Genomic DNA, 24,198 nt, shown 5'->3' on the forward strand with positions numbered 1-24,198 from the left:
GACATCTTTGTCAAGTATTGTCAATTTAATTTAATTTTGGAGGTTATGAAATGAGCGATATCATGTTGGATCCGGATACGGCCCAGCCGGTGCTCCATATCATCAGCGCTGCCCGTCGCGCGGATCGGAACGTCGACGAGCTGATCGGGATCTGCAAGGGTGTCATAGCAGACGGTGAGGTTTCGCAAAAAGAGGCGGAGTTTCTCCTCTCATGGATGGAGTCGAACCAGGATGCGGCGAACCAGTGGCCGGCCAATATCCTCTATGAGCGGATCCGGCTCCATCTTTCCGACGGCATCCTCGATGCATCCGAGAGTGCGGACCTGATGGATCTGATATCGCAGATCACCGGGGGAAAAACTCCGGAGCAGGTATCGAGTATGTCCTCGACCCTCCCGCTGGATAACCCGCAGCCGGATATCCTGTTTCAGGGCCGGGTATTTTGCCTCACCGGAGGTTTTACGGTAGGATCGCGTGACAACGTCACGAAGCTGATCGAGAGCAAAGGAGGCAAATGTGTAAAAGCCCCTACCCTCTCCACCGATTACCTCGTGATTGGAATCGTGGGAAGCCGCGACTGGATCCACTCCACCCACGGGCGCAAGATCGAAGCGGCGGTGACGATCAGGGATAGCGGAAAAACATCGCTCAGCATCGTATCCGAAGAACACTGGATCAAATTCATCTAAAGGAAAAACATGACAAAAATTACAATCATGACGGCGGCAGCTTTGGTGGCTATGGCATTCACGGGATGCGACAGCTCGATCCAGCAGGAGATGGTGCAAGACCAGCTAAACGATATCCACAACCAGGTAGTGGATGATGCCATAGCTCAGTACAATATCGCCAAAAGCGGCGGCAATGCGATGGATACCTGCGTACAGGCAGGGATGGTAAAGGCAGCCATGCTGCAGGCCAAAAATGAAACAGGATACAAAGAATGGGATGCCACGGAAAAATCGGACTGTGAAGCAGCTGGAGTTCCACGGTAATTTTCCCACGGGAAAATCATGGCGATATCTTTTGGAATAATCGTTGCAATACGGTTTGCGATATGGAAAAAGATGTTACCAAAGGTAAAAGTATCGTTCACGTTTTGAAAACGTAAACAAATATTTATCTAACAGGTGTATAATTTTGCACCTCATTTAAAAAAGGGGATTAATGCTAAAAAAAGCGACATCTGGTGACCTGGACATAATTTTAGATAATTGGTCTGAGTTGACATTGCCATATGGTGATGAGGGCGCTGTTTATGCTAACGATTTAAATGAAAAAATCGCTCAGCTAAAAAAAAGCATTTCGGAACCCAATAATTACGCGTACGTCTTCGAAAATGAAGAAGGAAAGACAAAAGCTCTATTAAGTATTATTCATGCATTGCCAAAGTCAGATACACCTTGGTTAAAGCTACTTGATCTTGATCTACACCCAGATTTGGTACTTGGTGATTTTAACATCAATGAAGCAGCAGAGGCAGTGAGTTTTTCAATTTTTGATTCAATTGATTTGTTGTTTAGTGATTATACAACAGCAAAAGAGTTGAAAATTTACGGAAGAACGGATAATATGATTAAGACTTTTGACCGAATCGTTAAAAGCAAAATGCTTAACGAAATTTTTGAAAAAGCCGATATACTATGTACACGTAGTGGTAAATGGCTCGTATTCAGAAAAAAATAATCTTGATGGTAGAAGGAGAAGGATTATGTTTCAAAATTCTGAAGCAATTAAGAATGAACTCACGAGAGTAATAAAAGAAGCTCTTGAAGCACACTTGGAAGAGCACGGTACTCTTAAAAACCTTGACTGGTTTAATGCATCTGCTGAAACGACAGATTTTTACGATGCTCTTACAAAAGAGCATGCTGCCTAACACTTAAATCAGCGCATCATTTGCGCTGATTATCTCTGCATCCTCAGAATAACTTTCCCGACGATATGAAATGACCGCTGATCATCCGTAGGGTCAAATGTATTTACCGCATATTGCTGGTTGTCACTGATGATATCGATCCTACCCGCTCCCGCTTGCAGCCTTTTCACAAGCAGTACACTGTCCCACTGCAGCACATAGATCCCATCCCCGCTGAAATGCTGGTTCTCTTCGATGATCACGAAATCCCCCTCTTTGAGCGTCGGGTACATGCTATCCCCCTCCACCTCTATGGCGCGGATGTTTTTCAGGTTCGGCAGCACTTTGAACAACATACGGTCGATCAGCAGCTCTCCGGTGATGACCGCCTCATAGTTCTCGTTGCCTCTTCCGGCGGAGGCTTTGACCGACATGATCGGGGCGGAAATCATTTTGTCGGTATTTACTGGAATAGACTTGGAGTTTATTTCCTCGTTAGATTGTACATTTTTTGCCTTTTCGCCAGTCTCTATATATCTAAGTTCGCCGTTTGTAAACAAATTTGTCAAGTTTTTCTTGAATACGAAAGGCATATCTTTAGAGCCTTTGCCATTTTCATATCTGCTAACAGCAGTAATGTCTTTTCCTAGGGCATCAGCAATTTCTTGCTGTGTAAGCTCTTTTTCTATTCTAAGTTTTTTAAATCTTTCAAACCATGTTGACATAAATTGACACTTCCTCTTGACAATACTTGACAAATATGTCTATAATGCCTCTATTCGTTCACGTTCTCATAACATGAACAATTATAACACATTCGGCAAATAGGGCGAAAGGTTTGACAAAAATGGCATTTAACCAAAGTGTAAATCTCTATCAGAACGTAAAGGCTTCGCTGATCGCAAACGGCAAAAGCATCGAAGACGCTGCGACCGATATCGGCACCACTCCGGCATCGATCAAAAACCGTATCGGGGCAAAATTCCTACGCAACGGCAAAAGCACCCCACTGGATCAGCGGATCTTCGAATACCTGAAAAACAACTGTACCGGGTTTACCACTTATTGCCGTGAAAACGACATCCGCATAGTTTCATAGATCACACGATGGTGTGATCTATTGAGCCTATGCTCAATAAAGCGAGGAGAAATCCTTGAGGGAGTGAGAGAGTGTATCTCTTGCAAGCGGTGCGATCGATCCGCGTGCGGCGAGTGCTAGAGCTACGTGCAGCTTCACTTTCCGATAGTCCCCAATAACACGAAGGAAGGGACGGAGCAAAAGTGCTTAATGAAGCGTATCGCAGCGATGCGTTTCACAGAGTGCTTATATGATATAGACCTGTAATCATTATGACAATAGCGGCTCCAAGTATTGATGACCCTAATATTGTCATTTTTCTTACATGTTTAATACCATCTGGAATTTGTGTTGTTTCATTAGTCCAATGATTAAAATATGGTTTGTACTGTTTTTCATCTGAATGATTTATCATCTCTGATATCCCAAACAATAAACCCGCCAATGATATTGCAACCAGTGAAAAACGATCCACATAAACATTCTCATTGAATAGTGCAAATAATAAAAACAATGCGGATAAAAAAATGATAACGCTGTAGTGTCTTCCGACAGGGATTAACTTTAATAGTCCTTCCATATATTCCTCCTATGTTGTGAAAAATTTTAGCTGATATGAAATTTCTTCGCAAATCCATATTTCAATAACAAAAACACTCTCCATGAAGCCCTCAAAAGTCATCCAACATGGACACGAATCTCCATGCGATCTCCTGACAGCATTTACGGAAATTTAACGGTAGGGGATTAGCAGTGAGGGCTTCACAGAGAGCGTTGCGCTGGGCATAGGTTCCCTTTGCGGTTCGCTATCCCTCGATCCAGCAGAGCGCTCAAAATTTCCCGCGGGAAAATTCAATCAAAAAGGTCAAACGATGAATGCATTGGAAATTTTGCAAAAGACACGATCACAGATAGAAGACGACCACGAGTTCGCTCAAGTGTACGATGCGGCGATAGCCGAAGTTGAAGAACTCACAAAGCCAAAAACGTGTGAAACATGCAAGCAGTATTTACCTTGGGAGTGTACTGATGGCAGTGTCCTTGACATAGGTTCTTGCCAGTATGGCATCAGATATGGGCGAGAGCTGGTAGATGAATGCTATAGAGGTTTTGTGAAAGAAGACTTTGGATGCACTGAATACAGCCAAAAGGACATCAAATGATCCTCACCCTCGCACACACCAAAGGCGGTGTCGGCAAATCGACCGCCGCCTGGCATCTGGCCCATGCATTCAGTCTGATCGGTCCGGTCGAGATCGTCGACATGGACTTCAACCAGACGCTCCATTACGTCAACATCATGGCAGGTCGTCCGTTTACCGTCCATCAGCCGCGCAACGTCGCAGAGCTGTACGACCTGATCAGTCGCACCACGCACGACGTGACACTCATCATGGATATCGGCGGGTTCGACAGCGATCTGAACCGCGCGTCGATCAGGCACAGCGACCACGTCGTGATCCCGATCACCCCCGACCGCGTGACCGAGGTGCTCGGGTTCCGGACGTTTGACGCGATCCTCTCTGAGCTGGACATAGTCGATACACATTTTCACGTACTGTTCAACAACGTACACGCCTCCACACGCAACTTCGACAAATTCAAAAAAGCGGTCAAGGGATCGCGCTTCACCATCCTGGACAGCGCCATCCGGTCGCGCAAGATCTACTACACCACGATGGGCAACGGCCAGAGCGTTTTCAGTAGCATCGGAAACGTCGCGGCACAAACCGAAATACTGGAGCTGAGAGATGAACTTAGACGCACTCGATGACGCGGTCAGCGAATCAAAGCCCCGCACTTCAGGCATATCAGATGTCATGGAACTGGAGATGTCTCTGGTCTACGCAAACCCACACCAGCCACGCAAACATTTTGACCCTGATTCACTGGTTGAGCTGGCAGAGTCTATCAAATCACATGGACTGATCCAACCTATCAGTGTGGTCCGAAGAACTGCGGGGTATATGATCATCGCCGGGGAGCGGAGATGGAGAGCTCATCAGATCATCGGGTCCGTTACGATCAAAGCTGCTTTGGTGGTCAAGGATGAATCCGAAATCGAAGAGATGGCGCTGATCGAGAACATCCAGCGCGACGACCTGACCGACTACGAAATCGCGATGGCGGTCGTGCGGCTGTGGGAGACAGGCATGTACCCTCAGAAAAAGGATCTCGCCCGCGCGATATCCAAACCGCTCTCATTTGTATCCAAAGCGTTCAGCGTCGTCAACAAGCTCGACCCGGAGATCAGAGCCGACATCGAGGAGAACAAACGCGACACCGGACTCTCCGTGCTCGAAGAACTGAGCCGGGTGGAACCGGAAAAACAGCGCGAGGTATATGATCGGTACAACGCCGGGGAGATCAAGCGCGATGAGTTCAAAGAAGCGGCGAAGCCGAAAGCGGAAAAGCCGATCGAACCTAAAAAAATAAAAGTCCAAAGAGAGGTTGCTGTCACACAAGGTGATGGACGTTTGCTTTTTGGAGGGGATGATTTCCACCGATTCTTCCGGGAAGTAGAGCCGTGGAAGAAGTACAAAATCACCATCGAGGAGATCGTATGAAGTACAGATTCATCAGCATCGGTGAAGCGGTGCGAATCCTCGAAGAAATAGAAAAGGAGAAGCGATGTTTATTGCTTGGCACATCATTGAAACCAATTTTGAGAAGCTCCTCGATTGGTGCGAAAAATACGATCTCTTATAAGGCGGCATGAAATGGAAGACCAATTCATAGGGGCGGTTGTATTCCTCATCGTTTTGGCGGTGATCGGTATCGGATCGCGTCAGCAAAAACGACGGTACGGAGAAAACTTCCCCGGAGCGAAATATTCAAAGGCAAAGAGATGATGATCACCATAGCGGTTATCGTGGTGCTGACCGTACTGCTCGGCTGGTATGAAGAACATGAACGAAAGAAAAAGGACTCCCCATGCACAGATCAAACTTCCTCGAACTCGTAGCCAAAGAGCGGACTCGCCAGATCGTCGAAAAAGGATACACCCGAGAGCATGACGATGAACATACCGACGGATCGCTGGCGGATGCCGGAGCGTGCTACGGTGCCACCGTGCCGGTCTACAAACTCGGAGGCGAAACGTTCCCGGTCCGAACCCTGTATCCGTGGTGCCCCGTTTTCGATTCACGCCAAAAGCATGACCGTAAAACGAACCTGATCATCGGAGCCGCTTTTTTCATGGCGGAATACGACCGCATCGTCCGCGAAGAGCAAAAAGACACTCGATGCAGGGGGTGCAACTATCTGTTATCAGACGAGGTAGGTGTAGATACGTGGTGCGCTCTTACAGGAATGCCTATGTATGATGATTCCAGTCGGTGTGATCAGTACTGCCCCACACCTTTTGAAACGTCGGAAGATAACCCGTTGCTGAAATCGTTCAATCGGAGTTCGTACGAATAAAAAAGGAGGATACGTGAATGAGTTGGCTCTTTTCGCGGGCGCTGGTGGCGGAATACTCGGCGGAAAACTTCTCGGATGGCGAACCGTCTGCGCCGTTGAGCGTGATGCCTACGCCGCACAAGTTTTGGCACAACGACAAAATGACGGAACCTTCGAACCTTTCCCGATATGGTCTGACGTGCGAAGTTTTGACGGATACCCGTGGCGAGGAATTGTTGATGTCATATCTGGCGGGTTCCCATGTCAGGACATCAGCTCTGCCGGAAAAGGATGCGGACTGGACGGAGAGCGATCCGGTCTATGGAGAGAAATGGCGCGGATCATCGGCGAAGTACGACCCCGATACGTTCTCGTGGAAAATTCGCCGCTCCTCACTCTTCGGGGAGGAGATCGAGTTATTGGTGATCTTACCGCGTTGGGGTATGACTGTCAATGGGGAGTTATCGGAGCGCACAATACCGGTGCTCCCCACAAGCGCGACCGCATTTGGATCGTCGCGAAGCGTGTCCGGGAAGAGCACGCAAACTTCCGAGCTATCCGAAAGTCTATTCGACGAAATAGAGTTCGGAGAGGAGAGATCAACCCGCGAATTTTTCTATACTCCCAAAGCCAACGATGCAGAGAAGCGCGGGAAAGTATCTGCGGACAAGCGCAACGGGATCGTCGGTCAGGTGATGAACTTCTATCCAACTCCGCTTGCGAGAGACTGGAGGGGGAATCTGTCACAGGAAGCACTACTCAAGAGAATGGATGGCTCAAGCCGTGGGGTCAATTTGGCAGAACATTTGCAGCGTATGGGAGAAGATGGCCTGCTGAACCCGGATTGGGAAGAGTGGCTCATGGGGTGGCCCATCGGGCACACCGCATTAAAGCCATTGGAAACGGACAGGTTTCAAGAATGGTACCGATGGCATGGAGCATCTTAAGTTAAGATATAAATCTCTGATTTTTTAACTATACGTCACATATAATGACGGCATCTTAAAAGAAAGGAGGTGATAGCATGTTTAAAGCAGGAGACAGAGTTACCCTTAAATCAGGTGGCCCAATCATGACGGTTGAAAGCATTGATGAAGATGATTCAGTTACATGCGTATGGTATGAAAATGGCGAAATCAAACGTCAATCATTCATTATGACAGTAACACTAAAAAAAGTCGATGAAGCACCAGCAGCTGTCGTTTAAAATATGCGGGATCTCCCCGCATACCCATACACTAAAACAATCCACCTAAACCAATACCCTGCCCCAGACTGAATACGTCCAACCATTCCGCACATCGACGGATTCACTGTGAGACAGTCAAAATGAACAAATAACATTCAAGTAGCTACACATGACAAAAACACAAGCAATAGTAGAGACAGGATTATTTCCAGCGATATTTCGCGATGTTTGCGAAAAATTAGATATTGATCCTGACGGGGATTATTTTTTTGGACTTGATATTAAACGCATTAAAGAATACGTTAAAAATCATTCTAAAATAAAAGACTCATCAGTAAACTTGGCTAAAGACGGGTATTCAGTGGGTGAAGCGGCTGATCTACTTGGCGTGTCAACTCAATCGTTTAATGCTAACTATTCTCATAGAGCCGAACGTATCCGCAGAGGTGTGTATACAAGAGAATCTATTGACAATTTGGTTCAAAAGAAATTCAAGAAATCACCTGTAGTAGAGGAAAGTGTATTTGAAGATACAGCAAATTTCAAAAAGCGCATTCAAAGGGTATCAGTACATTCGAATAGTGAAGGTGGTGTCATGCTGTCTATACACTTAGAGGGATTTACTGAGAATGAACTTATCCATAAATTATTAGAAGTGTTTAATTAACCCAAAGGATTCACCATGTCAAAAAACCCGCAATCATCGTTCGATTTCGGCGGAGCCGTGATCGCAACCGATAAGCCTGTACGGATAGAGCGCGTCGTAGAGCTGCCGAAGTTCAACACGATCGACATGTCAAACGTCCCAACGATGACCTACGACCAGACGGTCAACAGGATCTCGGAACTGATCAAATCCGGCAACATAAAACGAAGCGACAAATACTTCCGATGGTGCCTGACGTACGAGCCTTTCATCCAAGCCGTCAAATTCAGCGGTGACGTCGACGGGCTCAGCGGAGAGTATGAGGTAAGAGCCGTGGCATGGTCTGACTCGGCAGTGTACCTGGACGTGTTCAACAATAGCGGGGAACATCTGCCGATCGATGAGTTCCTGAACCGCTGCGATGCGGCCGGAGCATACACGAAATCGGCATGGATGCTTACCCACGACAAACCGCATATGACCCCATCCGATCTGATCGAGTTTTACCAAATCCGACAGCACATCAAACCTTACCCCGTCGGATTTGGAACCCACCAGGAATGCGAAGAGATCATCAATGTTCTGCTGGAGTGGAATCGGAACCATATCCCTTCCGATGAAGAACTCATTGCCGACAAAGCGCTCGACTTCATGCGGGTTCAGCGTAAAAAAGGCGAGCTCGAACGAACACGGTGCATGAACGGCGAGTGTATCGGCAGCTATCTGATCAGCGCCAGTGAAACAAGCTTTTAGAGGAATCGAAAATGACCCACGGAGAAGCATACGTACACAAACGTGCAAATATAGATCTGAGAAAAGACCTGGTACAGATTCAAAAAAGCCTATGGAAGCTACCCGCACGGATGAACCGGCAGGAAGCAATGACCTACTACAGCAAAAAAATCAGAGACTACTTCGGAAAAAAGGATACGAAATGAGCCCAAACCCGAAATTTACCTACGAAACCTACTGCGCCCAGATGCGCGAGCGCGGACAGAAACCGATGATCCGCCGCGACTTCGACGCGATGATGGGATACGACCGCACGGGGCAACCGCCTCTACAGATCACCCCGAAGCGATCAGTATCGTCGTCGATCGACAACCATGCCAAAATCGCCGCAGAGGTAAAAGAGCGCCGTAGAAAAAAGCCCGAATCGGCCAAGGCTCAGAAAGAGCCAAAGCCGAAAACAGATCATGTCGTGCAAGCCCACGAGATGGTCAAAAAGCCGAAAAAACCGCGTCTCACTTTGGAACAAAAACGGGAGTGGAAACGCAACTACATGAAGAAATGGCGCAAGGACAACCCGAAAGCATCTTACGAGAGCGTGAAGCGATGGCGGGAGAACAACCCGGAACAGCATCGCAACTACAACCGAGAATGGAAGCGGAACCGATCGAAGAAGTTACCAGAGACGACTTCGACACCGCCGACGAGTGGTACGACTACCACCAGGCGATGAGGATTTTAGAACAAATGAGGAGAGCTGGATGAAATTTTATGCATTACAAACAAATATGACAATGCAAGAAGTACATGAAAAGTTGGGGTTTAAACCTTGGATAGAGTGTGCTATGAGTGATGAATTTGACGAGAAAGAGGATCAAATCTATATGACTTCGATTCACCGAATTGAAGATAAAAAAATCGGCGACTTTACCAATGAAGAGCTTATGGTTGAACTTTCATCTCGTGGAATAGATGGCGACGAATTTGACAAGTTTGCTGATGACTACAATAATGAATGGGGTGCGTAATGAAACCCGCAATCTTCAACACCGAAATGGTGAGAGCGATACTTGATGATCGAAAAACAAATACACGCCGTCCGTTTTCAAAGTACATAGAAAAGGTTATTAAATACGCACAGCTTTTGGGTGAAATCGGAAGTAATGGGGTTGATAGACCTTTTTCAAATGGAGATATTAAGTATCTGCTTGAATTTGCCCCCTATAAAGTCGGTGACATTATCTATGTGCGGGAGACATGGAGCGATTACCCCAAAAACTACGTTTGGTATAAGGCTGATTTTCCGCTTCATTGGGATGCTAAAGATACAGAGCATGGCGAAGAGGTTCATATCGAAGCAGACAATGTGAAATGGAAACCATCTATCTACATGCCAAAAGAGTACGCCCGTTTATTCCTCAGAGTCAAAGACGTTCGCATTGAGCGGTTGAATGAGATCAGCGAAGGGGATGCAGTTGCAGAAGGAATCGAAGTAATAGATGGTGTTTATGATGGACATGAATATCATCCAGTTTATTTCAAAAATTATATGTACGGAAAAAACGATTCTATGAGATTTTTGGTATCCGCACAATCTTCATTTAAAACACTTTGGGAGTCGATATACGGCGATAGATCATTCGACAACAGATACGTTTGGGTGACCGAGTTTGAACAGATCAGTAAAGAGGAGGCGATCAATGGCTAAATATATAACCTATAGAGATATTGAAAAAATCTACGGACTGAAAAAAAACACCCTTACGAAACTCTACATGAAGGGCGAGTTCATACCGGCGATCAAAGTCGGAAACCGTAATTATTTTGAGGTAGAAAAGCTTGAAGAGTGGATAGAATCGAAAAAAGTTGCCATTGCTTCGTGAAATTGAAGTTGTACCCTGAGTTGTACCCCAATAGAATTCTTAAAAATTTGAGTGATTATTGTAAGGCTATGAAAGTACCTGTTTTACGATGGTGCGGTCGAGAGGACTTGAACCTCCACGACATTTCTGCCACTAGAACCTGAATCTAGCGTGTCTACCAATTTCACCACGACCGCAAAGTATTTTGTGTGAAAAGAGACCGAAATTATAACGCAGGAAGCTTAAAGTTCGGGCCGATCACAAAGTGATCTGGGTCCCGACTCCGTCGGACGTGAAAAGCTCAAGCAAAATCGCGTGTTCAATCCGTCCGTCGATGATGTGCGCTTTTTTGACGCCGCCGTCCACCGCTTCAAGGCATGCATCCACCTTCGGAACCATCCCGCCTTGAATCGTCCCGTCGTTTTTGAGCGCTTCGACTTCGGCTTCGCTCAGGGTGGAGAAAAGCTCTTTATCTTTGTTCAGAACGCCCGGGGTATCCGTCATAAAAATCACTTTGCACGCGCCGATGGCGGCCGCAATCGCCGATGCGGCGAGATCGGCGTTGATATTGTAACCCGGATGCCCAAGCGCTTCGTCCGCTCCGATAGGGGCAATGACAGGGATGAAGTTTTCACGCAGAAGGTTGTGGATCACGTCGGCTTTTACCTCGTTCACCCGCCCCGTCAGACCGAATTTGGCTTCGTCTTTGGGTTTGGCTTTGAGGAAATGGGCGTCTTTGCCGCTGATACCGATCGCCTTGGCGCCGTGGGAATTGAGCAGCGACGTGATTTCCTTGTTGATCTCCCCACTGAGCACCATTTCCACGATCCGCATCACTTCGGGGGTGCTGACCCGTTCGCCGTCGATAAACTCGGTCGGTATTTTGAGGTCAGCGAGCAACTGGCTGATACGGCTTCCCCCGCCGTGGACGATGACGACTTTAACCCCCACCAGGTGCAACAATACGATATCCTGCGCGAATTTGGCTTTAAGTTCTTCGGAGCTCTGCGCCGATCCGCCGTATTTGATGACGACGATCTCGTCGCGAAACTCTTTGATGAACGGCATCGCGTCCATCAGGGTTTTGACGGTATCAATCTTTTTTTGCATTGACGTATTCCTTTACCTGTTCGATAAACGCCTCATCTACATCCAAGGAGAGTTCCAAGACGGTGAGGTTGAGATTAAAAGACGCCATTTTAACGAAGTCTTTCTGAGTTACGAGCAGGCTCGTCGCCCCCGTCCGCTTGACGATCGCTTCGAGTTCGCCGGGGGTGAAGGGATGGTGATCTTCGAAATAAACCTTTTCGACCACCTCGGGGAGATAGGGGTCAAGCCGCTCCGGACGGGCGATCGCCGTCACCAGTACCATCTTGCGGGTCGGATTCTGCACACTTACCCGACGGGTGAACGTCTCCCCCTCTTCGGCGATAAGCGCCTCTTTGCCTTTCCAGAGTTTTTCACGGTAGGCTCCGCTGGGGAGACAGAACGGGTTAGGGGTTTTCACGCGGATGAGTACGTCGAGCTTCTCGATGGCGTGTTTCCCGTAGCCGTCGTCTAGCAATACCACATCGCATCCGATCGCTTTGGCTTCGGCGATGGCCCGTTCGCGGATTTCGCTGACGATGACGACGCCGTGGGGCAAAGATTTGGCATACAGCATCGCTTCATCCCCGCTTTGGGCGATGTCGCACAAAATGTCCCGATCCTTGACAACCACCATCCCCCGGCTCGATCTCCCGTATCCGCGCAACACGACGGCAGGTTTGGCAAAGCGGCGGGCAAGTTCGATTACCAGGGGTGTTTTACCGCTCCCGCCAACGACCAGGTTCCCGACGCTCACGACCGGGATACCCTGGTTTTTCGGAACGCTGCGTCGGTAGCGGATATAAGCGCACAGACAATACAGGGCGCTTAAAGGGAGCAACAGAATCGAAAAGAGTTTCTGGAGCAGCGAGGGGCGATACAGATACCCCTCCCCCCATCGGATCAGAAAGCGTTTCACACCCGGGTCGACGCTACGTCCAGAATCGCTTCGCAGATTTCGTCGACCTCATCGTCGCTCAAAGCGGCGTAGTTGGGAATCGACAAAACCTGCTGGTAACTGCGCAGCGCAACGGGAAAATCGTTAACGCGAAGCGAATACTTCGCCTTGTAATAGCTCAACAGGTGCAGCGGGATGTAGTGCAGGCCGCATTCGATCCCGCGCGCGGAGAGTTCGCGGGCGAACGAATCGCGGTTTTTGTCGACCTTGATAATGTAGAGTGAATAGGGGTGCTCGTCGTTCGCGATCGGCAGCTTGATATGCGGCGCCCCTTCAAGATGCTCGTTGTAGACTGCCGCGATCACGCGCTGGCGTTCGATGATGTCGTCTTGTTTTTCGAGCTGTATAAGGATCGTCGCCGCATCCAGCGGGCTCATCATGTACTGGCTCCCGATATCGGTCACGTCGTAGATGTACCCCAGCGATTCGTCTTCGGTCACCATGGCGTGGTTGCGCAGCAGCCGGGCCCGTTCGATGATCTCTTCATCATCGCTCACCAGCATGCCGCCGTTACAGACGTTACGGCGCAGGTGGGGACTGAAATCAAAACAGGTAATATCCGCACCGGTTGAACCGATTTTCTGGCCTTTATACGTTGCTCCAAGCGCGTCGGAAGCGTCTTCGACGATTTTGACGTCGTATTGTTTGGCGATCTCGTAGAGACGGTCGAGATCGACGCTCTGCCCGCCCACATGCGAGACGATCACCGCTTTGAGCTTTTTGCTTTTGTTTTCGGACAGATAGTGTTCGAGTTTACCCAGATCGATGTTGAAGGTATCGGGATCGATGTCGATGAAAATGGGCTCGGCATCGAAATGGCGTACCACTTCGGGTACCGAAGGGTACGCATTGATCGAGCACAGCACTTTGTCGCCCCGTTTGAGGTCGATCGCCAGCATCGCCAGATGCAGTGCCGCGGTTCCGTGCGACGTTGCCAGCGCATACGAAGCGCCGATATACGATTCGAAAGCGCTTTCGAGATCTTTGATGATGTCCGGCGCTTCGCCGTCAAGCACTTCGTCGATTTTTTCTCGCTCATCTCCTCCGACTTCGACACGATAAAACGGGATATTCATCTGCTTTTCCTTTTTATAGGGTTATATCTCTGGGATAATTGAAATCGATGTTGACCGTCCGCGACGTCAGTTTGGCGATGACCGGCATACGGCGCTTGAACTGATTTTTATAAATCTTTCCGATAATCATATCGACCAAATCGGGTTTTTCTCCATCACGGATCATCTCTTCACGTGTGTGACGCTCTTCGACGTAACGTTTCAACACACGGTCGAGGTCGCTGTAGGGGTAGCCTATCTCGGCTTCGTCGCTCTGCCCCGCCCATAAATCGGCACTGGGGGGCTTGGAAAGGATGGAACCCGGAATCCCCAGATGGCGGGCGAGTTCAAAAACCTCGGTTTTGTACAGATCGCCGATCGGGTTGAGGGCGCTGGCCAGATCGCCGTAAAGGGTCCCGTAACCGAGCATCAATTCGCTTTTGTTGCTGGTTCCCAGCACCAGCGCCCCTTCCCGCGCGGAGATATCGAACAGCGTTACCATCCGAAGCCGTGCGGAGAGGTTGCCGATCCGAAGCGCCGACATCCCCTCCTCTCCATACGCCCGCAACATCGGCTCGATACTGCGGGTTTCGCTGCGGAGGCCAAAAACGCGGCACAGTTCATCGGCATCGTCAAGGCTGCTTTGGGACGAATGGTGCGAAGGCATTTTGACGCACAGCAGGTCGTCTCCGAACGCACGGTGCGCCAGCACCGCGACAACCGCCGAATCGATCCCCCCGCTTAAACCGACGACCGTTTTGGACAGACCGGTCTTGCGGACCTCTTCTTCCAGGAACCGTGTCAGATACTCACTGATCAGTGCGTATTTATCCACCTGCCAACCTTACCGTAAAATTAACATTTTGCATTATAACGTAAATTCGCACGGTCACCGTCAACATCGTTTCGACGAAATTTTCTCCAGCTCCTTTTCCTCGAATCCCGCGCGCCGTCTCGCCTCGCAGTTGATCTCGATTTTACGGGGAAAACTCCCCGGATAATGGCGTTCGATGATCACAAAATACGATGAAGCGGGGATTCGGGCTTTCCGGCAGGAGTGTGCAAACCATTTGTCGCCTTTTCGGACATGGTCGACCTCTTCATCGAGGATGACATGCAGTGCCGCGATGATTTTCGCTATCATCGGCTCCTTTTTGTACGGCTCGAGTTTCCGGAGGATCTGCGGCGTCGCGTCCAGGCCGTTGGCCTCGAGGTAACGGGGGACAACCGCCATCCGTTCACTGAGGCTGAGCGTCCGCATCGATGCTTCGAACAGCGCGTCGTGTACGGGGTATTCCCCATACCCGCTTCCCAGCTCATGGAGCAGGTTTTCGATCATTTCGAAATGGCGCACTTCATCCTCGGCCACTTCGAGCCAGTCGCGTTCGAATTCTTCCCCCTCCTCCCGAAACCGGTACACCGCATCCAGCGCAAGATCGATCGCACTGTATTCGATATGGGCAATCGCGTGCAGCAGCAGCGTCTGCCCATGAGCTGTTTTGAGGTTGTTACGGCGGGGGACCTCTTTGGGATCGGCAATCGTGCAGAATCCCGCATACGAAGGGCGGTCGAAAACCCTGCACTCCGCGGACGCGTCGCGTTCGACTTTCCCATCCCGATAGGCCGCATAAAAGGTTTTGAACGCCGCAATCTTTTCGGCCGGTGCGGCAATGCCCAGCAATGTTTCCAACGTACCGTAAATTTCCATGGGACCAATTATGCTAGAATTTGACTAAAAAAGAGCACTGTATGGAAATTCTAAAACGTCCGATGGGCGATTATCAAACCAATTGTTATATTGTCAGAATCGACGGCAAAGAGATCATCATCGATCCGGGGATGGGGGCCACCGAATGGGTGATGGCAAATGTTACGAACCCCGTCGCCATCCTCAATACCCACGGCCACTTCGACCATGTCTGGAGCAACAGCGAACTCCGGCAAAAGCTTGGAATCCCGCTCTATACCCCCAAAGGCGACGTCATGCTTCTCTCGGGCAGTACGTGGATGCCGGATCTTCCCCCCTCGGTTCCCGACGTCGAAGTCGACGGCGACCAGACTTTCGATATTTCGGGTATCCGGGTGACGTTTCACCATTTCCCGGGACACTGTCCGGGATGTTCAATGATCGAGATCGGCAACGTCATTTTCAGCGGGGATTTTCTGTTCGAAGGTTCAATCGGACGATGGGACTTCCCCTATTCCGACCCTGAAGCGATGCGCGAAAGCCTCCGAAAATTTGCGCTCTGGAGCGACGACAAACCGCTCTATCCGGGTCATGGGAGAGCGACCAGCGTCCGCGCGGAGCAGCGTAATATCGATTACTGGCTGAGAGTAGTCTAGAATTATTCGACGTTTTTCATCAGATCGAGGCGCAAGACATGGCGCTCGGTGATGACCGTTTTGAACTCCCCCTCGAAAACTTTGATCTCATGAACGAATCCCTTGACGGTGACGTTGCGCTTACGCCCCTCTTTTTGATGTTCGGTCGCTTCGAACGTTACGACGTCGCCCGATCGGACGGGGGCGAGGAAAAGACAGTTGCACGACGCCAAAACGACGTTGGGCTCGTTTACGGCAGCCATCGCCGCAAAATCGGCGGCGCTGAAAATAAAGCCGCCGTGTACCAATCCGAGTTCGTCGGCCCGCATAACGTCGCTGGTCTCGAGCGCCACCTGCGCGTAACCGCTTTCTAGACGTACAATGTAACCGCTGAATGAGGTATTGATCCGTTCATGCGTGTTCAACGCGGCCTGGGGGTTTGTAACCGACTGGACCAGTTCCGCCGGTGTTTCTGCTGCTTCTTTCGCCAAAATTATCCTTTTTTAATCCGTACGTATCCCCGTTTGGGCGCGGGATACCCTTCGACTGTTTTGCTATTATCGGCCGGATCAAGAAAATCTTCAAGACTCTGCGACTCGATCCAGTCGGTTTTGCGCTGCTCGTCCGGGGTTGTTACCACCGTTCCCAATACCTCGAATTCTTTAAATCCGGCGCGGATGCACCAGTTTTCCAGCGCTTTGAGGGTAGGGACGAAATAGACGTTGGAGATTTTAGAATAACTCTCCGACGGGCACAGGGCCACCGGATCGTCCCCGTCGATGATAAAAGTGTCCAGGTAGACTTCTCCCCCCTCCGCAAGCCCCTGGCGCAACGCCTTGAGCATCGCGACAGGATCGCTGCGGTGATAGAGCACGCCCAGGCAGAATATGACATCGAATTTCTCTTCGTAGTACGGCAGATGCTCGACCCCGAGCAATTCGTAGACGATCTTTGTCTGTGCAAACCGGTTGATCAGGTCAAACTGCGTCTTGAAAAGTGCGGAGGGATCGAACCCGACCATTTTCGCCGGGGCGTCTTCGAGAAAACGGAACATGTAATAACCGTTGTTGCAGCCGATATCGGCCACTTTTTTGCCGTGAAGATCGAAATGCGGGCGAAGAAAATTGTATTTCATGTCCGAACGCCATTCGGTGTCGATCAGGAGTCCGAACAGATCAAACGGCCCCTTGCGCCAGGGCATCATCATCCGCGCGACTTTTTCGAGCTCCGCGGTGTCGATCTCTCCGCCGTTGCGAAGGGTCACGGTGTTTTCGGGCGAGATTTCGGCCCTGAAATCGGGAAGCGCGTTGAGTGCTTCGCGCAAAGGGGCGATATTTTTCCACTCCATCCATTTCATCCGCTCCGCACGTATCGCGTTTAAATCCATTCTCTCTCCTCTCCCGACCTGTGAGCTTTTTCATCTCCAAAGCCCCGAAATTTTAGCCATATTAGGCTAAAATGACCCTATGCGTATCGAAAAAAAAGCTACCCTCGTTTCTACCACCGTCGCCTTTTTGCTGGTCACGTTCAAACTGACCGTCGGCATTATCAGCGGCTCGGTCGCCGTTTTGGCCTCTGCGATCGACTCTCTGCTCGATATGGTCGTTTCGACGTTCAACTATTATGCCCTCCATAACGCCGAAAAACAGCCGGATGAATATTTCAATTTCGGACGTCGCAAACTCGAACCCCTGGCCGCAGTCGTGGAAGGGACCGTCATCAGCCTCTCGGCCCTGTTCATCCTCTACGAAGCGATCTCCAAGCTCGTTCAGGGAAGCCCCATCGAGCATCTGGACCTCTCGATCGGGGTCATGGTCGTCTCCATCGTCGTCACGGCCGCGTTGGTGATCTTTTTGCACTTCGTTGCCAAAAAAACGGGCAACATGGTGATCGAGGCCGATGCCCTCCATTACAAGACCGACCTCTTCAGCAACGCGGCGGTTCTGATCTCTCTGGCCCTCATACACTTTACCGATTACACCTTTATTGATCCCCTGCTCGGTATCGGAATCGCCGTTTACATGATCTATTCGGCGTTCCCTCTCATCCGGGAAGGGATATTGATGCTGCTGGATGCGGCGCTCGACGCCGACAGTGTCGAAAAGATCCATACCCTTTTAAGAAATCAGCACGACATCAGCGGCTACCATGATCTGCGCACCCGCCGTTCGGGATCGGAAATCTACATGAGCGTCCATATCGTATTCAGTATCAGCACGTCGCTCTACGATGCCCATAAGGTAGGAGACCGTGTCGAACTCGCACTCAAGAAACTTTTCCCCGACGCCAACGTACATGCACTGATCCATCTTGATCCCTACGACGATTCTGAAGGGGAATATATAGACTGAGGCTCTGAGGAAAGTGTTATTTTCCATAATATAGAATGATGAAAATAATAACAAAAGGAAATGCAAAATGAAATTTTTTCCCTTCGCTATCGCGCTTGCCGCTTCTTCGTTTCTCTGTGCCGCCGGTTTAAACGACGATCAACGGATCGCAAAAGGTGCCGCGGCCTCTTCGGCTCTACTCCAGAAACTGGGCGGAGAAGTCAAAAAAAACATGGAAGCCTCCGGTCCGGTCAAAACGCTCGAATTTTGTTCGATGAACGCCCTCCCCATGACCGAGCAGGTAGGTAAAGAGCACGGAACGAAGATCCAGCGCCTCAGCCTCAAAAACCGCAATCCGCTCAACGCCGCGACCGGCGAGGACAAAGCGTTGCTCGAGCAATGGGAAACGATGCTCAAAAACGGCCAAAGCCTTCCAAGCCATGAACTGAAAAAACTTTCGTCCTCTCAAAGTGCCTATTACAAACCGATTCTCATCAACAATGAAGCGTGTCTGAAATGCCACGGCGACATCGCTTCGGGATCCCCTCTGGGAAAAGCGATTGCGACAACCTATCCCGAAGATAAAGCGCTGGGGTATAAAATGGGGGATTTAAGGGGAATGGTAAAGGTTGAGATTTCCGAATAAGCGGAGCCTCTGCCCCGCCGTATCGGCGTTTAACGCGCGTATTCCACGACGCGGCTTTCGCGGATGACATTGACTTTGATTTCGCCGGGAAACTGCACCTTCTGGGCGATCTCTTCGGCGATCTCGCGGGCGATCAGCGCACTTTCGTCGTCATTGACGCTTTGGGCGTTGACGATGACGCGCACTTCGCGCCCCGCATTGATAGCATAGGCCTGCTTGACCCCCTCTTTGCGGGTCGCGATCTCTTCGATTTCGCTCACGCGCCGCAGAAAACTCTCCAGCACTTCGCGCCGCGCGCCCGGACGGGCTGCGGAAAGGGTATCGGCCGCACACACGGCGGCGCACTCGATGCTTTTGATCTCTTCGAAGCCGTGATGCGCGTAAATCGCGTTGATCACGACGGGATCTTCATTGTATTTTCGGCAGAGTTCGACGCCGATGTCGACGTGATTTCCCCCGCTCTCCTGGGTCAGTGCCTTGCCGATGTCGTGCAGCAGTCCGGCACGTCGGGCGAGTTTGACGTCGCCTCCCATCTCTGAGGCCATGATACCCGCCAGATGGGCGACTTCCAGGGTATGTGCCAATGCGTTCTGGCCGTAGCTTGAACGGTATTTAAGCCGTCCAACGAGTTTGACCAGCTCGTGGTGAATCCCGCTTAGCCCCAGTTCGAAGACGATGTCTTCCCCTTCGCGCAGCATCGCTTCTTCAAACTCTTCGCACACCTTTTGGTACACCTCTTCGATCCGGGCAGGCTGTATACGTCCGTCCTGAATCAGCAACTCGACCGTCCGTACCGCGACCGCGCGGCGATAGAGGTTGAACGAGCTGACAATGATCGCGTTGGGGGTCTCGTCGATAATGATATCGACCCCGGTCACCATTTCGAGGGTCTTGATATTGCGTCCCTCTTTGCCGATAATGCGCCCTTTGAGCTCATCGTCATCGAGATGGATCACGCTGATGAGCCGCTCGGCCGCAAATTCGCCCGCAAAACGGGACGTCGCCTGCGCGAGAATGTAATCGGCTTTGCGTTTGATCTGTTCTTTGGACTGCTCTTCGAGCAGCCGCATTTCACGCGCAAGGGCGAGACGTTCTTTGTCCCGCACCTGTTCGATAAGGATCGCCTTGGCCTCCTGCGCGGAGAGTCCCGCGCGTTGTTCCACGATCACCTGCATCTGGTCAATTTTGCGGCGATAGTCTTCTTTTAATTTCTCCAAAGACCGCTCGTTGCGTTCGAGATTCAAACGGCGGTTTTCGATTGCCGAGCGCTGCGATGAAAGCTTCTCTTCTTCGCTTTTGCGGAAACGTTCGAACGTTTTCTCCTGATCGAGAATCTTTTGTTCGCGCTCTGCGAACTCTTTTTTAACCTGTTCGTACGTTTCGTCGTACCGCTTCTGAGCCTCTTTTTCGATCTCGCGCGAACGGATCGAAGCGCGTTCGAGGACGATCTGCGCTTCGTTTTCGATCGCTTTGGCCTTTGCCTTGGCCTGTTCGAGATACAAATCAAAATGGGCGGCGGAAATCTTTTTCGAAATTAAAAAGCCGACTACACCGCTGGCGACGGCAATGCCGCCTCCGGCGAGTAGTTCGTTCAACATGGGTTTTCCTCATACTATAGGCCCCGCGCGGGGTAATCAACAAATCAGACCGCACATCATAATCGTCACATAAAAATCTGTTTGTCAAACATTCGCAGGACTGGATAAAAATCGTAAACGGTCTGGCTTTAAGGGTCGGGAAAAATCGATCATACATCCCTTTGCCAAAACCGATCCGGCCCAGCGAGGCGTCTACCCCTATAGCGGGGACGATAGCTACATCTATTAAATCTGTTTTTCGATAACTGTCCCGAGGCTCGTAAATCCCGAAAGCTTTACGTTCCAACGGTAATCTCAATGGTACCATCTTGAAACTGACGCCATCCATAAACGGGAGATATACTTTTCCTCTGCGGCGTGCGGCGGCAACCGTCTTACGGATGTCGGCTTCAAACTCCATGGGCCAGTAGGCCAGGACGCTTCGGGGGGCAAGCTCAGAGAGCACCCGATCAAGCGTCCTCCGTACCCTCGCGTCGCGCATCGTTTTGGTCGCGGGACTGGCACTTTTAAGTCGTTTGCTGCAAACGCTTCGGAACTCGCTTTTGGTCACTTTTTACCTTTGCTTCGTTATAATCAGCCTAATTTTATCCAATTCCAAAAGGGACCGAGATGCGTTTTTCACTCTTTTTTACCTCTTTGATCTCTATAACCCTCCTGTTTCAGGGATGCGGCGACGATTCGGCCGAAGACGCGATGGTCTCGACCGCCACGTTCAACCTGATGGACACGCAGGGAAAAGCCTATACCGTCGAAAAACGGGGAACCAATTTCACCCTCAGCACCGGAAAAGACAAAGTCGTCCTTTTCGATATTTTTGCCACCTGGTGCCCCCCCTGCCAGGCCGAAGTGAAACATCTGGGCAATCTCCAGAAAAAATACGGTGAGGATCTGATCATCATGGGGATCACGATCGAAGACGACAAAAGCAACGCCGAACTCGAAGCGTTCCGCGAAAAGTACAAAGGGGGAGACTACCTCATCAGCAACAAAGCCGATAACAAAGAACTTGCCCGCGCCATCGCATCGACCATCGGGGTCGGCCAGCAGTTTCCGATACCGCTCATGGTGCTCTACAAAAACGGCGAATACGTGACCCACTACGCCGGCGCGACCCATGAAGAGATCATCGACCATGACATCGCCGAAGCACTGGAGCGTTAAGAATGTTCGGATTTATCAAAAAAGGACTTCAGAAAACGGTCGACGCGATCGCGGCGGTACTCCCCGAAAAAAAAGCGGCCGTTTCCAAAGATGAGCTCGAAAGCATCCTCCTCGAAGCCGATGTCGAATACGATCTCGTCGAAATCATTCTCCGCGAACTTTACCAGGAAAACGTGACGCGCGAGCAACTCGAGTCGAAACTCCTCGCGACCCTAGCATTCGCCCAGAACACCCTCCCCGACAACCCCGACAAACCGACCGTCACCCTCATTATCGGCGTCAACGGGGCCGGGAAAACGACGACGATCGCCAAACTGGCCCAACGCCACCTCAACAACGGCGAACGGGTCATCCTGGGTGCGGGAGACACCTTCCGCGCCGCCGCGATCGAACAGCTCACCCGCTGGGCCGACAAACTCGAAATCCCCATCGTCTCTTCGCGCCAGGGGCATGATCCCAGCGCCGTGGCGTACGATACGATCGAATCGGCCAAAGCGCGGGGGTTTGAGCAGGTCATCATCGATACCGCCGGACGCCTCCACACCCAGACGAATCTGGGGAACGAACTCAAAAAAATCGTCCGCATCTGCGACAAGGCCCATCCCGGATCGCCCCACCGCAAAATCCTCATTCTCGACGGGACACAGGGGAGTTCCGCGATCGCCCAGGCCAAAGCGTTCAACGAGATGGTGGGTGTTGATGGGATCATCATCACCAAGCTCGACGGAACGGCGAAGGGGGGATCAGTTTTCAGTATCGCATACGCCCTCAAACTCCCGATCCTCTACATCGGCGTCGGGGAGAGTGCGGAACATCTCATCCCGTTTGACAAATACGAATTCGTCGACGGTATCCTCGACGCGATTTTCGGCGAGAAAGCCGCCTGATCATGGCCAAAAAGAAAACGACCCTCTTCGAATGCCAGCACTGCGGCTTCACCACCCCCAAATGGATGGGCAAATGCACCAACTGCGGCGGCTGGGACAGTTTTATCGAGCTGAACGAACAGCAGCAGGAGATCATCAAACTCACCTCCTCATCATCTCCCGCAGCCGGAGCCAAGGCCAAAGAGATCACGAGTATCGTCGAAGAGACGACCGAGCGTTACAGCAGCGATGACAGCGAACTCGACATGGTTCTCGGCGGCGGAATCGTCCCGGGGTCACTTGTCCTGATCGGAGGGAGTCCCGGGGTGGGAAAATCGACCCTGCTCCTCAAAATCGGCTCCAACCTCGCACGCCAGAACCGTAACGTCCTCTACGTCACGGGCGAGGAGAGCGAAGGACAGGTCAAACTGCGGGCCAACCGCCTCGGGGCCAACGTCGACCACCTCTACCTCCTCAGCGAAATCCGCCTCGAACAGGTTCTGGGCGAACTGCACGAACGCGCGTACGAATGCATCATCGTCGACTCGATCCAGACCCTTTATTCCGAGACGATCCCCTCCGCACCCGGATCGGTGACGCAGGTACGCCAGATCACGTTTGACCTGATGCGCATTGCCAAAGAGCGCAAAATCGCCATCTTCATCATCGGGCACATCACCAAAGAGGGTTCAATCGCCGGCCCGAGGGTACTGGAGCACATGGTGGACGTGGTCTTGTATTTCGAAGGGGACAGCGGTCACGAACTGCGGATCCTGCGCGGGTTCAAAAACCGTTTCGGCCCCACCAGCGAAATCGGCGTATTCGAAATGCGCGGCGAAGGGCTCGTTTCGGCCAAAGACCTCTCCTCGCGTTTTTTCAACCGCTCCAAATCCCAAAGCGGCTCGGCCCTGACCGTCATTATGGAGGGTTCCCGCCCCATCGTGCTGGAAGTGCAGGCGCTGGTGAGCGACACCCACGCACCCAATCCCAAACGTCAGGCGACGGGGTTCGAAACCAACCGTCTCAACATGCTCCTGGCCCTGCTGGAGCGCAAACTCGAACTGCCGCTCAACAGTTACGACGTCTTCGTCAACATCACGGGCGGCATCAAAATCACCGAAACGTCCGCCGATCTCGCGATTCTCGCCGCCATCATCAGCAGCTTCCGCAACCGCTCCATCTCCAAAGAGACCGTTTTTATCGGCGAAGTCTCGCTCGTCGGGGATATCCGCGAAGTGTACCAACTCGACCAGCGGCTCAAAGAAGCGGCTTCCCAACAGATCACAAAAGCGCTCATCCCCAAAAAACCGCTCGAAAAAAGCAGCGTCAAATGCTACGAAATCGACGAAGTGAGTAAACTGCTGGAGTGGTTTTAAAGGTAGATTCGAGTATAATTTCCAACCCATAACCTG

General features: G+C 50.9%; 36 protein-coding genes and 1 tRNA gene. 25 read left to right on the top strand and 12 right to left on the bottom strand.

What is annotated here, in order from left to right; translation table 11 throughout:
* The first annotated feature begins 50 nt into the window (after positions 1–50).
* The 4 genes from E0765_RS06165 (at position 51) to E0765_RS12495 (ending at position 1,879) form a co-directional block, all read left to right on the top strand.
* Positions 51–689: a BRCT domain-containing protein gene (locus E0765_RS06165; protein ID WP_132812351.1), complete on the top strand. Its 639-nt coding sequence runs from the start codon at positions 51–53 to the stop codon at positions 687–689.
* 9 nt (positions 690–698) lie between these two features.
* The gene (locus E0765_RS06170) at positions 699–995 is read left to right on the top strand and encodes a hypothetical protein (RefSeq protein ID WP_132812352.1); all 297 of its coding nucleotides are present in this window, start codon (positions 699–701) and stop codon (positions 993–995) included.
* 172 nt (positions 996–1,167) lie between these two features.
* Complete coding sequence (locus E0765_RS06175) at positions 1,168–1,686, top strand: hypothetical protein (RefSeq protein ID WP_132812353.1); 519 nt, start codon at positions 1,168–1,170, stop codon at positions 1,684–1,686.
* A 25-nt stretch (positions 1,687–1,711) separates the two neighbouring features.
* Positions 1,712–1,879, top strand: a complete 168-nt coding sequence (locus E0765_RS12495) for a hypothetical protein (protein WP_165921692.1) — start codon at positions 1,712–1,714, stop codon at positions 1,877–1,879.
* A 29-nt stretch (positions 1,880–1,908) separates the two neighbouring features.
* On the opposite strand, the gene E0765_RS06180 is transcribed toward E0765_RS12495, so the two are convergent.
* Positions 1,909–2,583, bottom strand: a complete 675-nt coding sequence (locus E0765_RS06180; RefSeq protein ID WP_132812354.1) for a LexA family transcriptional regulator — start codon at positions 2,581–2,583, stop codon at positions 1,909–1,911.
* A gap of 122 nt (positions 2,584–2,705) precedes the next feature.
* Here E0765_RS06180 and E0765_RS06185 point away from each other — a divergent pair, with 122 nt between their 5' ends.
* Positions 2,706–2,957 carry a hypothetical protein gene (locus tag E0765_RS06185; RefSeq protein ID WP_132812355.1) on the top strand — a complete coding sequence of 84 codons (252 nt, stop codon included), beginning with the start codon at positions 2,706–2,708 and terminating at the stop codon, positions 2,955–2,957.
* Positions 2,958–3,171: 214 nt separating this feature from the next.
* On the opposite strand, the gene E0765_RS06190 is transcribed toward E0765_RS06185, so the two are convergent.
* Positions 3,172–3,516: a hypothetical protein gene (locus E0765_RS06190; RefSeq protein WP_132812356.1), complete on the bottom strand. Its 345-nt coding sequence runs from the start codon at positions 3,514–3,516 to the stop codon at positions 3,172–3,174.
* A 292-nt stretch (positions 3,517–3,808) separates the two neighbouring features.
* Here E0765_RS06190 and E0765_RS06195 point away from each other — a divergent pair, with 292 nt between their 5' ends.
* The 14 genes from E0765_RS06195 to E0765_RS06250 all read left to right on the top strand — a co-directional run bounded on the left by E0765_RS06195 (position 3,809) and on the right by E0765_RS06250 (position 10,785).
* Positions 3,809–4,099 (top strand): hypothetical protein, encoded by a 291-nt coding sequence (locus E0765_RS06195; RefSeq protein WP_132812357.1) that lies wholly within the window; start codon positions 3,809–3,811, stop codon positions 4,097–4,099.
* Positions 4,096–4,710, top strand: coding sequence for a ParA family protein (locus tag E0765_RS06200; RefSeq protein ID WP_132812358.1), 615 nt, complete (start codon positions 4,096–4,098; stop codon positions 4,708–4,710). Before E0765_RS06195 ends, E0765_RS06200 begins: the two co-directional genes overlap by 4 nt.
* A complete protein-coding gene (locus E0765_RS06205; RefSeq protein WP_132812359.1) occupies positions 4,688–5,503 on the top strand; it encodes a ParB/RepB/Spo0J family partition protein in 816 nt (271 codons plus the stop codon). The genes E0765_RS06200 and E0765_RS06205 overlap by 23 nt, the downstream gene beginning before the upstream one ends.
* Entirely contained in the window at positions 5,500–5,655 is a 156-nt protein-coding gene (locus E0765_RS12500; RefSeq protein WP_165921693.1) for a hypothetical protein, read from the top strand. Before E0765_RS06205 ends, E0765_RS12500 begins: the two co-directional genes overlap by 4 nt.
* Before the next feature lies 1 nt (position 5,656).
* Complete coding sequence (locus tag E0765_RS12710) at positions 5,657–5,788, top strand: hypothetical protein (RefSeq protein WP_255417863.1); 132 nt, start codon at positions 5,657–5,659, stop codon at positions 5,786–5,788.
* A gap of 82 nt (positions 5,789–5,870) precedes the next feature.
* Positions 5,871–6,359, top strand: a complete 489-nt coding sequence (locus tag E0765_RS06210) for a hypothetical protein (protein ID WP_132812360.1) — start codon at positions 5,871–5,873, stop codon at positions 6,357–6,359.
* 13 nt (positions 6,360–6,372) lie between these two features.
* The gene (locus tag E0765_RS06215) at positions 6,373–7,290 is read left to right on the top strand and encodes a DNA cytosine methyltransferase (RefSeq protein ID WP_132812361.1); all 918 of its coding nucleotides are present in this window, start codon (positions 6,373–6,375) and stop codon (positions 7,288–7,290) included.
* A gap of 72 nt (positions 7,291–7,362) precedes the next feature.
* The gene (locus E0765_RS06220; RefSeq protein ID WP_132812362.1) at positions 7,363–7,545 is read left to right on the top strand and encodes a YodC family protein; all 183 of its coding nucleotides are present in this window, start codon (positions 7,363–7,365) and stop codon (positions 7,543–7,545) included.
* 151 nt (positions 7,546–7,696) lie between these two features.
* Positions 7,697–8,194, top strand: coding sequence for a hypothetical protein (locus tag E0765_RS06225; protein ID WP_132812363.1), 498 nt, complete (start codon positions 7,697–7,699; stop codon positions 8,192–8,194).
* A gap of 15 nt (positions 8,195–8,209) precedes the next feature.
* Complete coding sequence (locus tag E0765_RS06230; protein WP_132812364.1) at positions 8,210–8,926, top strand: hypothetical protein; 717 nt, start codon at positions 8,210–8,212, stop codon at positions 8,924–8,926.
* Positions 8,927–9,107: 181 nt separating this feature from the next.
* The gene (locus E0765_RS06235; protein ID WP_132812365.1) at positions 9,108–9,635 is read left to right on the top strand and encodes a hypothetical protein; all 528 of its coding nucleotides are present in this window, start codon (positions 9,108–9,110) and stop codon (positions 9,633–9,635) included.
* A gap of 28 nt (positions 9,636–9,663) precedes the next feature.
* Positions 9,664–9,930 carry a hypothetical protein gene (locus E0765_RS06240; RefSeq protein ID WP_132812366.1) on the top strand — a complete coding sequence of 89 codons (267 nt, stop codon included), beginning with the start codon at positions 9,664–9,666 and terminating at the stop codon, positions 9,928–9,930.
* The gene (locus tag E0765_RS06245) at positions 9,930–10,610 is read left to right on the top strand and encodes a hypothetical protein (RefSeq protein ID WP_132812367.1); all 681 of its coding nucleotides are present in this window, start codon (positions 9,930–9,932) and stop codon (positions 10,608–10,610) included. Before E0765_RS06240 ends, E0765_RS06245 begins: the two co-directional genes overlap by 1 nt.
* On the top strand, positions 10,603–10,785 hold the full coding sequence (locus E0765_RS06250) for an AlpA family transcriptional regulator (RefSeq protein WP_132812368.1): 183 nt from the start codon (positions 10,603–10,605) through the stop codon (positions 10,783–10,785). The genes E0765_RS06245 and E0765_RS06250 overlap by 8 nt, the downstream gene beginning before the upstream one ends.
* An 89-nt stretch (positions 10,786–10,874) precedes the next feature.
* On the opposite strand, the gene E0765_RS06255 is transcribed toward E0765_RS06250, so the two are convergent.
* From E0765_RS06255 to E0765_RS06280, 6 genes are all read right to left on the bottom strand, one after another.
* Positions 10,875–10,961, bottom strand: a tRNA-Leu gene (locus E0765_RS06255).
* A gap of 61 nt (positions 10,962–11,022) precedes the next feature.
* The gene (gene argB / locus E0765_RS06260) at positions 11,023–11,874 is read right to left on the bottom strand and encodes an acetylglutamate kinase (RefSeq protein ID WP_132812369.1); all 852 of its coding nucleotides are present in this window, start codon (positions 11,872–11,874) and stop codon (positions 11,023–11,025) included.
* Positions 11,858–12,769, bottom strand: coding sequence for a tetraacyldisaccharide 4'-kinase (locus tag E0765_RS06265; RefSeq protein WP_132812370.1), 912 nt, complete (start codon positions 12,767–12,769; stop codon positions 11,858–11,860). The genes argB and E0765_RS06265 overlap by 17 nt, the downstream gene beginning before the upstream one ends.
* Positions 12,766–13,884 carry a DegT/DnrJ/EryC1/StrS aminotransferase family protein gene (locus tag E0765_RS06270; RefSeq protein ID WP_132812371.1) on the bottom strand — a complete coding sequence of 373 codons (1,119 nt, stop codon included), beginning with the start codon at positions 13,882–13,884 and terminating at the stop codon, positions 12,766–12,768. The genes E0765_RS06265 and E0765_RS06270 overlap by 4 nt, the downstream gene beginning before the upstream one ends.
* A 13-nt stretch (positions 13,885–13,897) precedes the next feature.
* A complete protein-coding gene (locus tag E0765_RS06275) occupies positions 13,898–14,698 on the bottom strand; it encodes an NAD+ synthase (protein WP_132812372.1) in 801 nt (266 codons plus the stop codon).
* Between the two features lie 60 nt (positions 14,699–14,758).
* Positions 14,759–15,571, bottom strand: a complete 813-nt coding sequence (locus tag E0765_RS06280; RefSeq protein ID WP_165921694.1) for a ferritin-like domain-containing protein — start codon at positions 15,569–15,571, stop codon at positions 14,759–14,761.
* Between the two features lie 41 nt (positions 15,572–15,612).
* Between E0765_RS06280 and E0765_RS06285 the strand changes: the two genes are divergently transcribed.
* Positions 15,613–16,206: an MBL fold metallo-hydrolase gene (locus E0765_RS06285; RefSeq protein WP_132812374.1), complete on the top strand. Its 594-nt coding sequence runs from the start codon at positions 15,613–15,615 to the stop codon at positions 16,204–16,206.
* A gap of 2 nt (positions 16,207–16,208) precedes the next feature.
* Here E0765_RS06285 and E0765_RS06290 read toward each other — a convergent pair whose 3' ends face one another.
* The gene (locus E0765_RS06290) at positions 16,209–16,676 is read right to left on the bottom strand and encodes a hotdog domain-containing protein (protein ID WP_132812375.1); all 468 of its coding nucleotides are present in this window, start codon (positions 16,674–16,676) and stop codon (positions 16,209–16,211) included.
* A gap of 2 nt (positions 16,677–16,678) precedes the next feature.
* On the bottom strand, positions 16,679–17,572 hold the full coding sequence (gene cmoB / locus E0765_RS06295; RefSeq protein WP_132812376.1) for a tRNA 5-methoxyuridine(34)/uridine 5-oxyacetic acid(34) synthase CmoB: 894 nt from the start codon (positions 17,570–17,572) through the stop codon (positions 16,679–16,681).
* A gap of 79 nt (positions 17,573–17,651) precedes the next feature.
* Here cmoB and E0765_RS06300 point away from each other — a divergent pair, with 79 nt between their 5' ends.
* Together E0765_RS06300 and E0765_RS06305 are read left to right on the top strand one after the other, a co-directional pair.
* A complete protein-coding gene (locus E0765_RS06300) occupies positions 17,652–18,536 on the top strand; it encodes a cation diffusion facilitator family transporter (protein WP_132812377.1) in 885 nt (294 codons plus the stop codon).
* Positions 18,537–18,603: 67 nt separating this feature from the next.
* A complete protein-coding gene (locus E0765_RS06305; RefSeq protein ID WP_132812378.1) occupies positions 18,604–19,161 on the top strand; it encodes a DUF3365 domain-containing protein in 558 nt (185 codons plus the stop codon).
* A gap of 29 nt (positions 19,162–19,190) precedes the next feature.
* Here E0765_RS06305 and rny read toward each other — a convergent pair whose 3' ends face one another.
* The gene (gene rny / locus E0765_RS06310) at positions 19,191–20,759 is read right to left on the bottom strand and encodes a ribonuclease Y (RefSeq protein ID WP_132812379.1); all 1,569 of its coding nucleotides are present in this window, start codon (positions 20,757–20,759) and stop codon (positions 19,191–19,193) included.
* Positions 20,665–21,309, bottom strand: a complete 645-nt coding sequence (locus tag E0765_RS06315; RefSeq protein WP_132812380.1) for a 5-formyltetrahydrofolate cyclo-ligase — start codon at positions 21,307–21,309, stop codon at positions 20,665–20,667. The genes rny and E0765_RS06315 overlap by 95 nt, the downstream gene beginning before the upstream one ends.
* 59 nt (positions 21,310–21,368) lie before the next feature.
* Here E0765_RS06315 and E0765_RS06320 point away from each other — a divergent pair, with 59 nt between their 5' ends.
* The 3 genes from E0765_RS06320 to radA are packed head-to-tail and all read left to right on the top strand — an operon-like array spanning position 21,369 to position 24,162.
* Entirely contained in the window at positions 21,369–21,920 is a 552-nt protein-coding gene (locus E0765_RS06320; protein WP_132812381.1) for a TlpA disulfide reductase family protein, read from the top strand.
* Between the two features lie 2 nt (positions 21,921–21,922).
* Complete coding sequence (ftsY, locus tag E0765_RS06325) at positions 21,923–22,807, top strand: signal recognition particle-docking protein FtsY (protein WP_132812382.1); 885 nt, start codon at positions 21,923–21,925, stop codon at positions 22,805–22,807.
* A gap of 2 nt (positions 22,808–22,809) precedes the next feature.
* On the top strand, positions 22,810–24,162 hold the full coding sequence (radA, locus tag E0765_RS06330) for a DNA repair protein RadA (RefSeq protein ID WP_132812383.1): 1,353 nt from the start codon (positions 22,810–22,812) through the stop codon (positions 24,160–24,162).
* Positions 24,163–24,198 lie beyond the last annotated feature (36 nt).

This window comes from Sulfuricurvum sp. IAE1 (assembly GCF_004347735.1).
Classification (GTDB): domain Bacteria; phylum Campylobacterota; class Campylobacteria; order Campylobacterales; family Sulfurimonadaceae; genus Sulfuricurvum.

What these genes read in the sequence shown, in the direction of transcription:
- E0765_RS06165 (WP_132812351.1), top strand. Translation starts at nt 51, where the DNA reads ATGAGCGATATCATGTTGGATCCGGATACGGCCCAGCCGGTGCTCCAT.
- E0765_RS06170 (WP_132812352.1), top strand. Translation starts at nt 699, where the DNA reads ATGACAAAAATTACAATCATGACGGCGGCAGCTTTGGTGGCTATGGCA.
- E0765_RS06175 (WP_132812353.1), top strand. Translation starts at nt 1,168, where the DNA reads ATGCTAAAAAAAGCGACATCTGGTGACCTGGACATAATTTTAGATAAT.
- E0765_RS12495 (WP_165921692.1), top strand. Translation starts at nt 1,712, where the DNA reads ATGTTTCAAAATTCTGAAGCAATTAAGAATGAACTCACGAGAGTAATA.
- E0765_RS06180 (WP_132812354.1), bottom strand. Translation starts at nt 2,583, where the DNA reads ATGTCAACATGGTTTGAAAGATTTAAAAAACTTAGAATAGAAAAAGAG.
- E0765_RS06185 (WP_132812355.1), top strand. Translation starts at nt 2,706, where the DNA reads ATGGCATTTAACCAAAGTGTAAATCTCTATCAGAACGTAAAGGCTTCG.
- E0765_RS06190 (WP_132812356.1), bottom strand. Translation starts at nt 3,516, where the DNA reads ATGGAAGGACTATTAAAGTTAATCCCTGTCGGAAGACACTACAGCGTT.
- E0765_RS06195 (WP_132812357.1), top strand. Translation starts at nt 3,809, where the DNA reads ATGAATGCATTGGAAATTTTGCAAAAGACACGATCACAGATAGAAGAC.
- E0765_RS06200 (WP_132812358.1), top strand. Translation starts at nt 4,096, where the DNA reads ATGATCCTCACCCTCGCACACACCAAAGGCGGTGTCGGCAAATCGACC.
- E0765_RS06205 (WP_132812359.1), top strand. Translation starts at nt 4,688, where the DNA reads ATGAACTTAGACGCACTCGATGACGCGGTCAGCGAATCAAAGCCCCGC.
- E0765_RS12500 (WP_165921693.1), top strand. Translation starts at nt 5,500, where the DNA reads ATGAAGTACAGATTCATCAGCATCGGTGAAGCGGTGCGAATCCTCGAA.
- E0765_RS12710 (WP_255417863.1), top strand. Translation starts at nt 5,657, where the DNA reads ATGGAAGACCAATTCATAGGGGCGGTTGTATTCCTCATCGTTTTGGCG.
- E0765_RS06210 (WP_132812360.1), top strand. Translation starts at nt 5,871, where the DNA reads ATGCACAGATCAAACTTCCTCGAACTCGTAGCCAAAGAGCGGACTCGC.
- E0765_RS06220 (WP_132812362.1), top strand. Translation starts at nt 7,363, where the DNA reads ATGTTTAAAGCAGGAGACAGAGTTACCCTTAAATCAGGTGGCCCAATC.
- E0765_RS06225 (WP_132812363.1), top strand. Translation starts at nt 7,697, where the DNA reads ATGACAAAAACACAAGCAATAGTAGAGACAGGATTATTTCCAGCGATA.
- E0765_RS06230 (WP_132812364.1), top strand. Translation starts at nt 8,210, where the DNA reads ATGTCAAAAAACCCGCAATCATCGTTCGATTTCGGCGGAGCCGTGATC.
- E0765_RS06235 (WP_132812365.1), top strand. Translation starts at nt 9,108, where the DNA reads ATGAGCCCAAACCCGAAATTTACCTACGAAACCTACTGCGCCCAGATG.
- E0765_RS06240 (WP_132812366.1), top strand. Translation starts at nt 9,664, where the DNA reads ATGAAATTTTATGCATTACAAACAAATATGACAATGCAAGAAGTACAT.
- E0765_RS06245 (WP_132812367.1), top strand. Translation starts at nt 9,930, where the DNA reads ATGAAACCCGCAATCTTCAACACCGAAATGGTGAGAGCGATACTTGAT.
- E0765_RS06250 (WP_132812368.1), top strand. Translation starts at nt 10,603, where the DNA reads ATGGCTAAATATATAACCTATAGAGATATTGAAAAAATCTACGGACTG.
- argB (WP_132812369.1), bottom strand. Translation starts at nt 11,874, where the DNA reads ATGCAAAAAAAGATTGATACCGTCAAAACCCTGATGGACGCGATGCCG.
- E0765_RS06270 (WP_132812371.1), bottom strand. Translation starts at nt 13,884, where the DNA reads ATGAATATCCCGTTTTATCGTGTCGAAGTCGGAGGAGATGAGCGAGAA.
- E0765_RS06280 (WP_165921694.1), bottom strand. Translation starts at nt 15,571, where the DNA reads ATGGAAATTTACGGTACGTTGGAAACATTGCTGGGCATTGCCGCACCG.
- E0765_RS06285 (WP_132812374.1), top strand. Translation starts at nt 15,613, where the DNA reads ATGGAAATTCTAAAACGTCCGATGGGCGATTATCAAACCAATTGTTAT.
- cmoB (WP_132812376.1), bottom strand. Translation starts at nt 17,572, where the DNA reads ATGGATTTAAACGCGATACGTGCGGAGCGGATGAAATGGATGGAGTGG.
- E0765_RS06300 (WP_132812377.1), top strand. Translation starts at nt 17,652, where the DNA reads ATGCGTATCGAAAAAAAAGCTACCCTCGTTTCTACCACCGTCGCCTTT.
- E0765_RS06305 (WP_132812378.1), top strand. Translation starts at nt 18,604, where the DNA reads ATGAAATTTTTTCCCTTCGCTATCGCGCTTGCCGCTTCTTCGTTTCTC.
- rny (WP_132812379.1), bottom strand. Translation starts at nt 20,759, where the DNA reads ATGTTGAACGAACTACTCGCCGGAGGCGGCATTGCCGTCGCCAGCGGT.
- E0765_RS06320 (WP_132812381.1), top strand. Translation starts at nt 21,369, where the DNA reads ATGCGTTTTTCACTCTTTTTTACCTCTTTGATCTCTATAACCCTCCTG.
- ftsY (WP_132812382.1), top strand. Translation starts at nt 21,923, where the DNA reads ATGTTCGGATTTATCAAAAAAGGACTTCAGAAAACGGTCGACGCGATC.
- radA (WP_132812383.1), top strand. Translation starts at nt 22,810, where the DNA reads ATGGCCAAAAAGAAAACGACCCTCTTCGAATGCCAGCACTGCGGCTTC.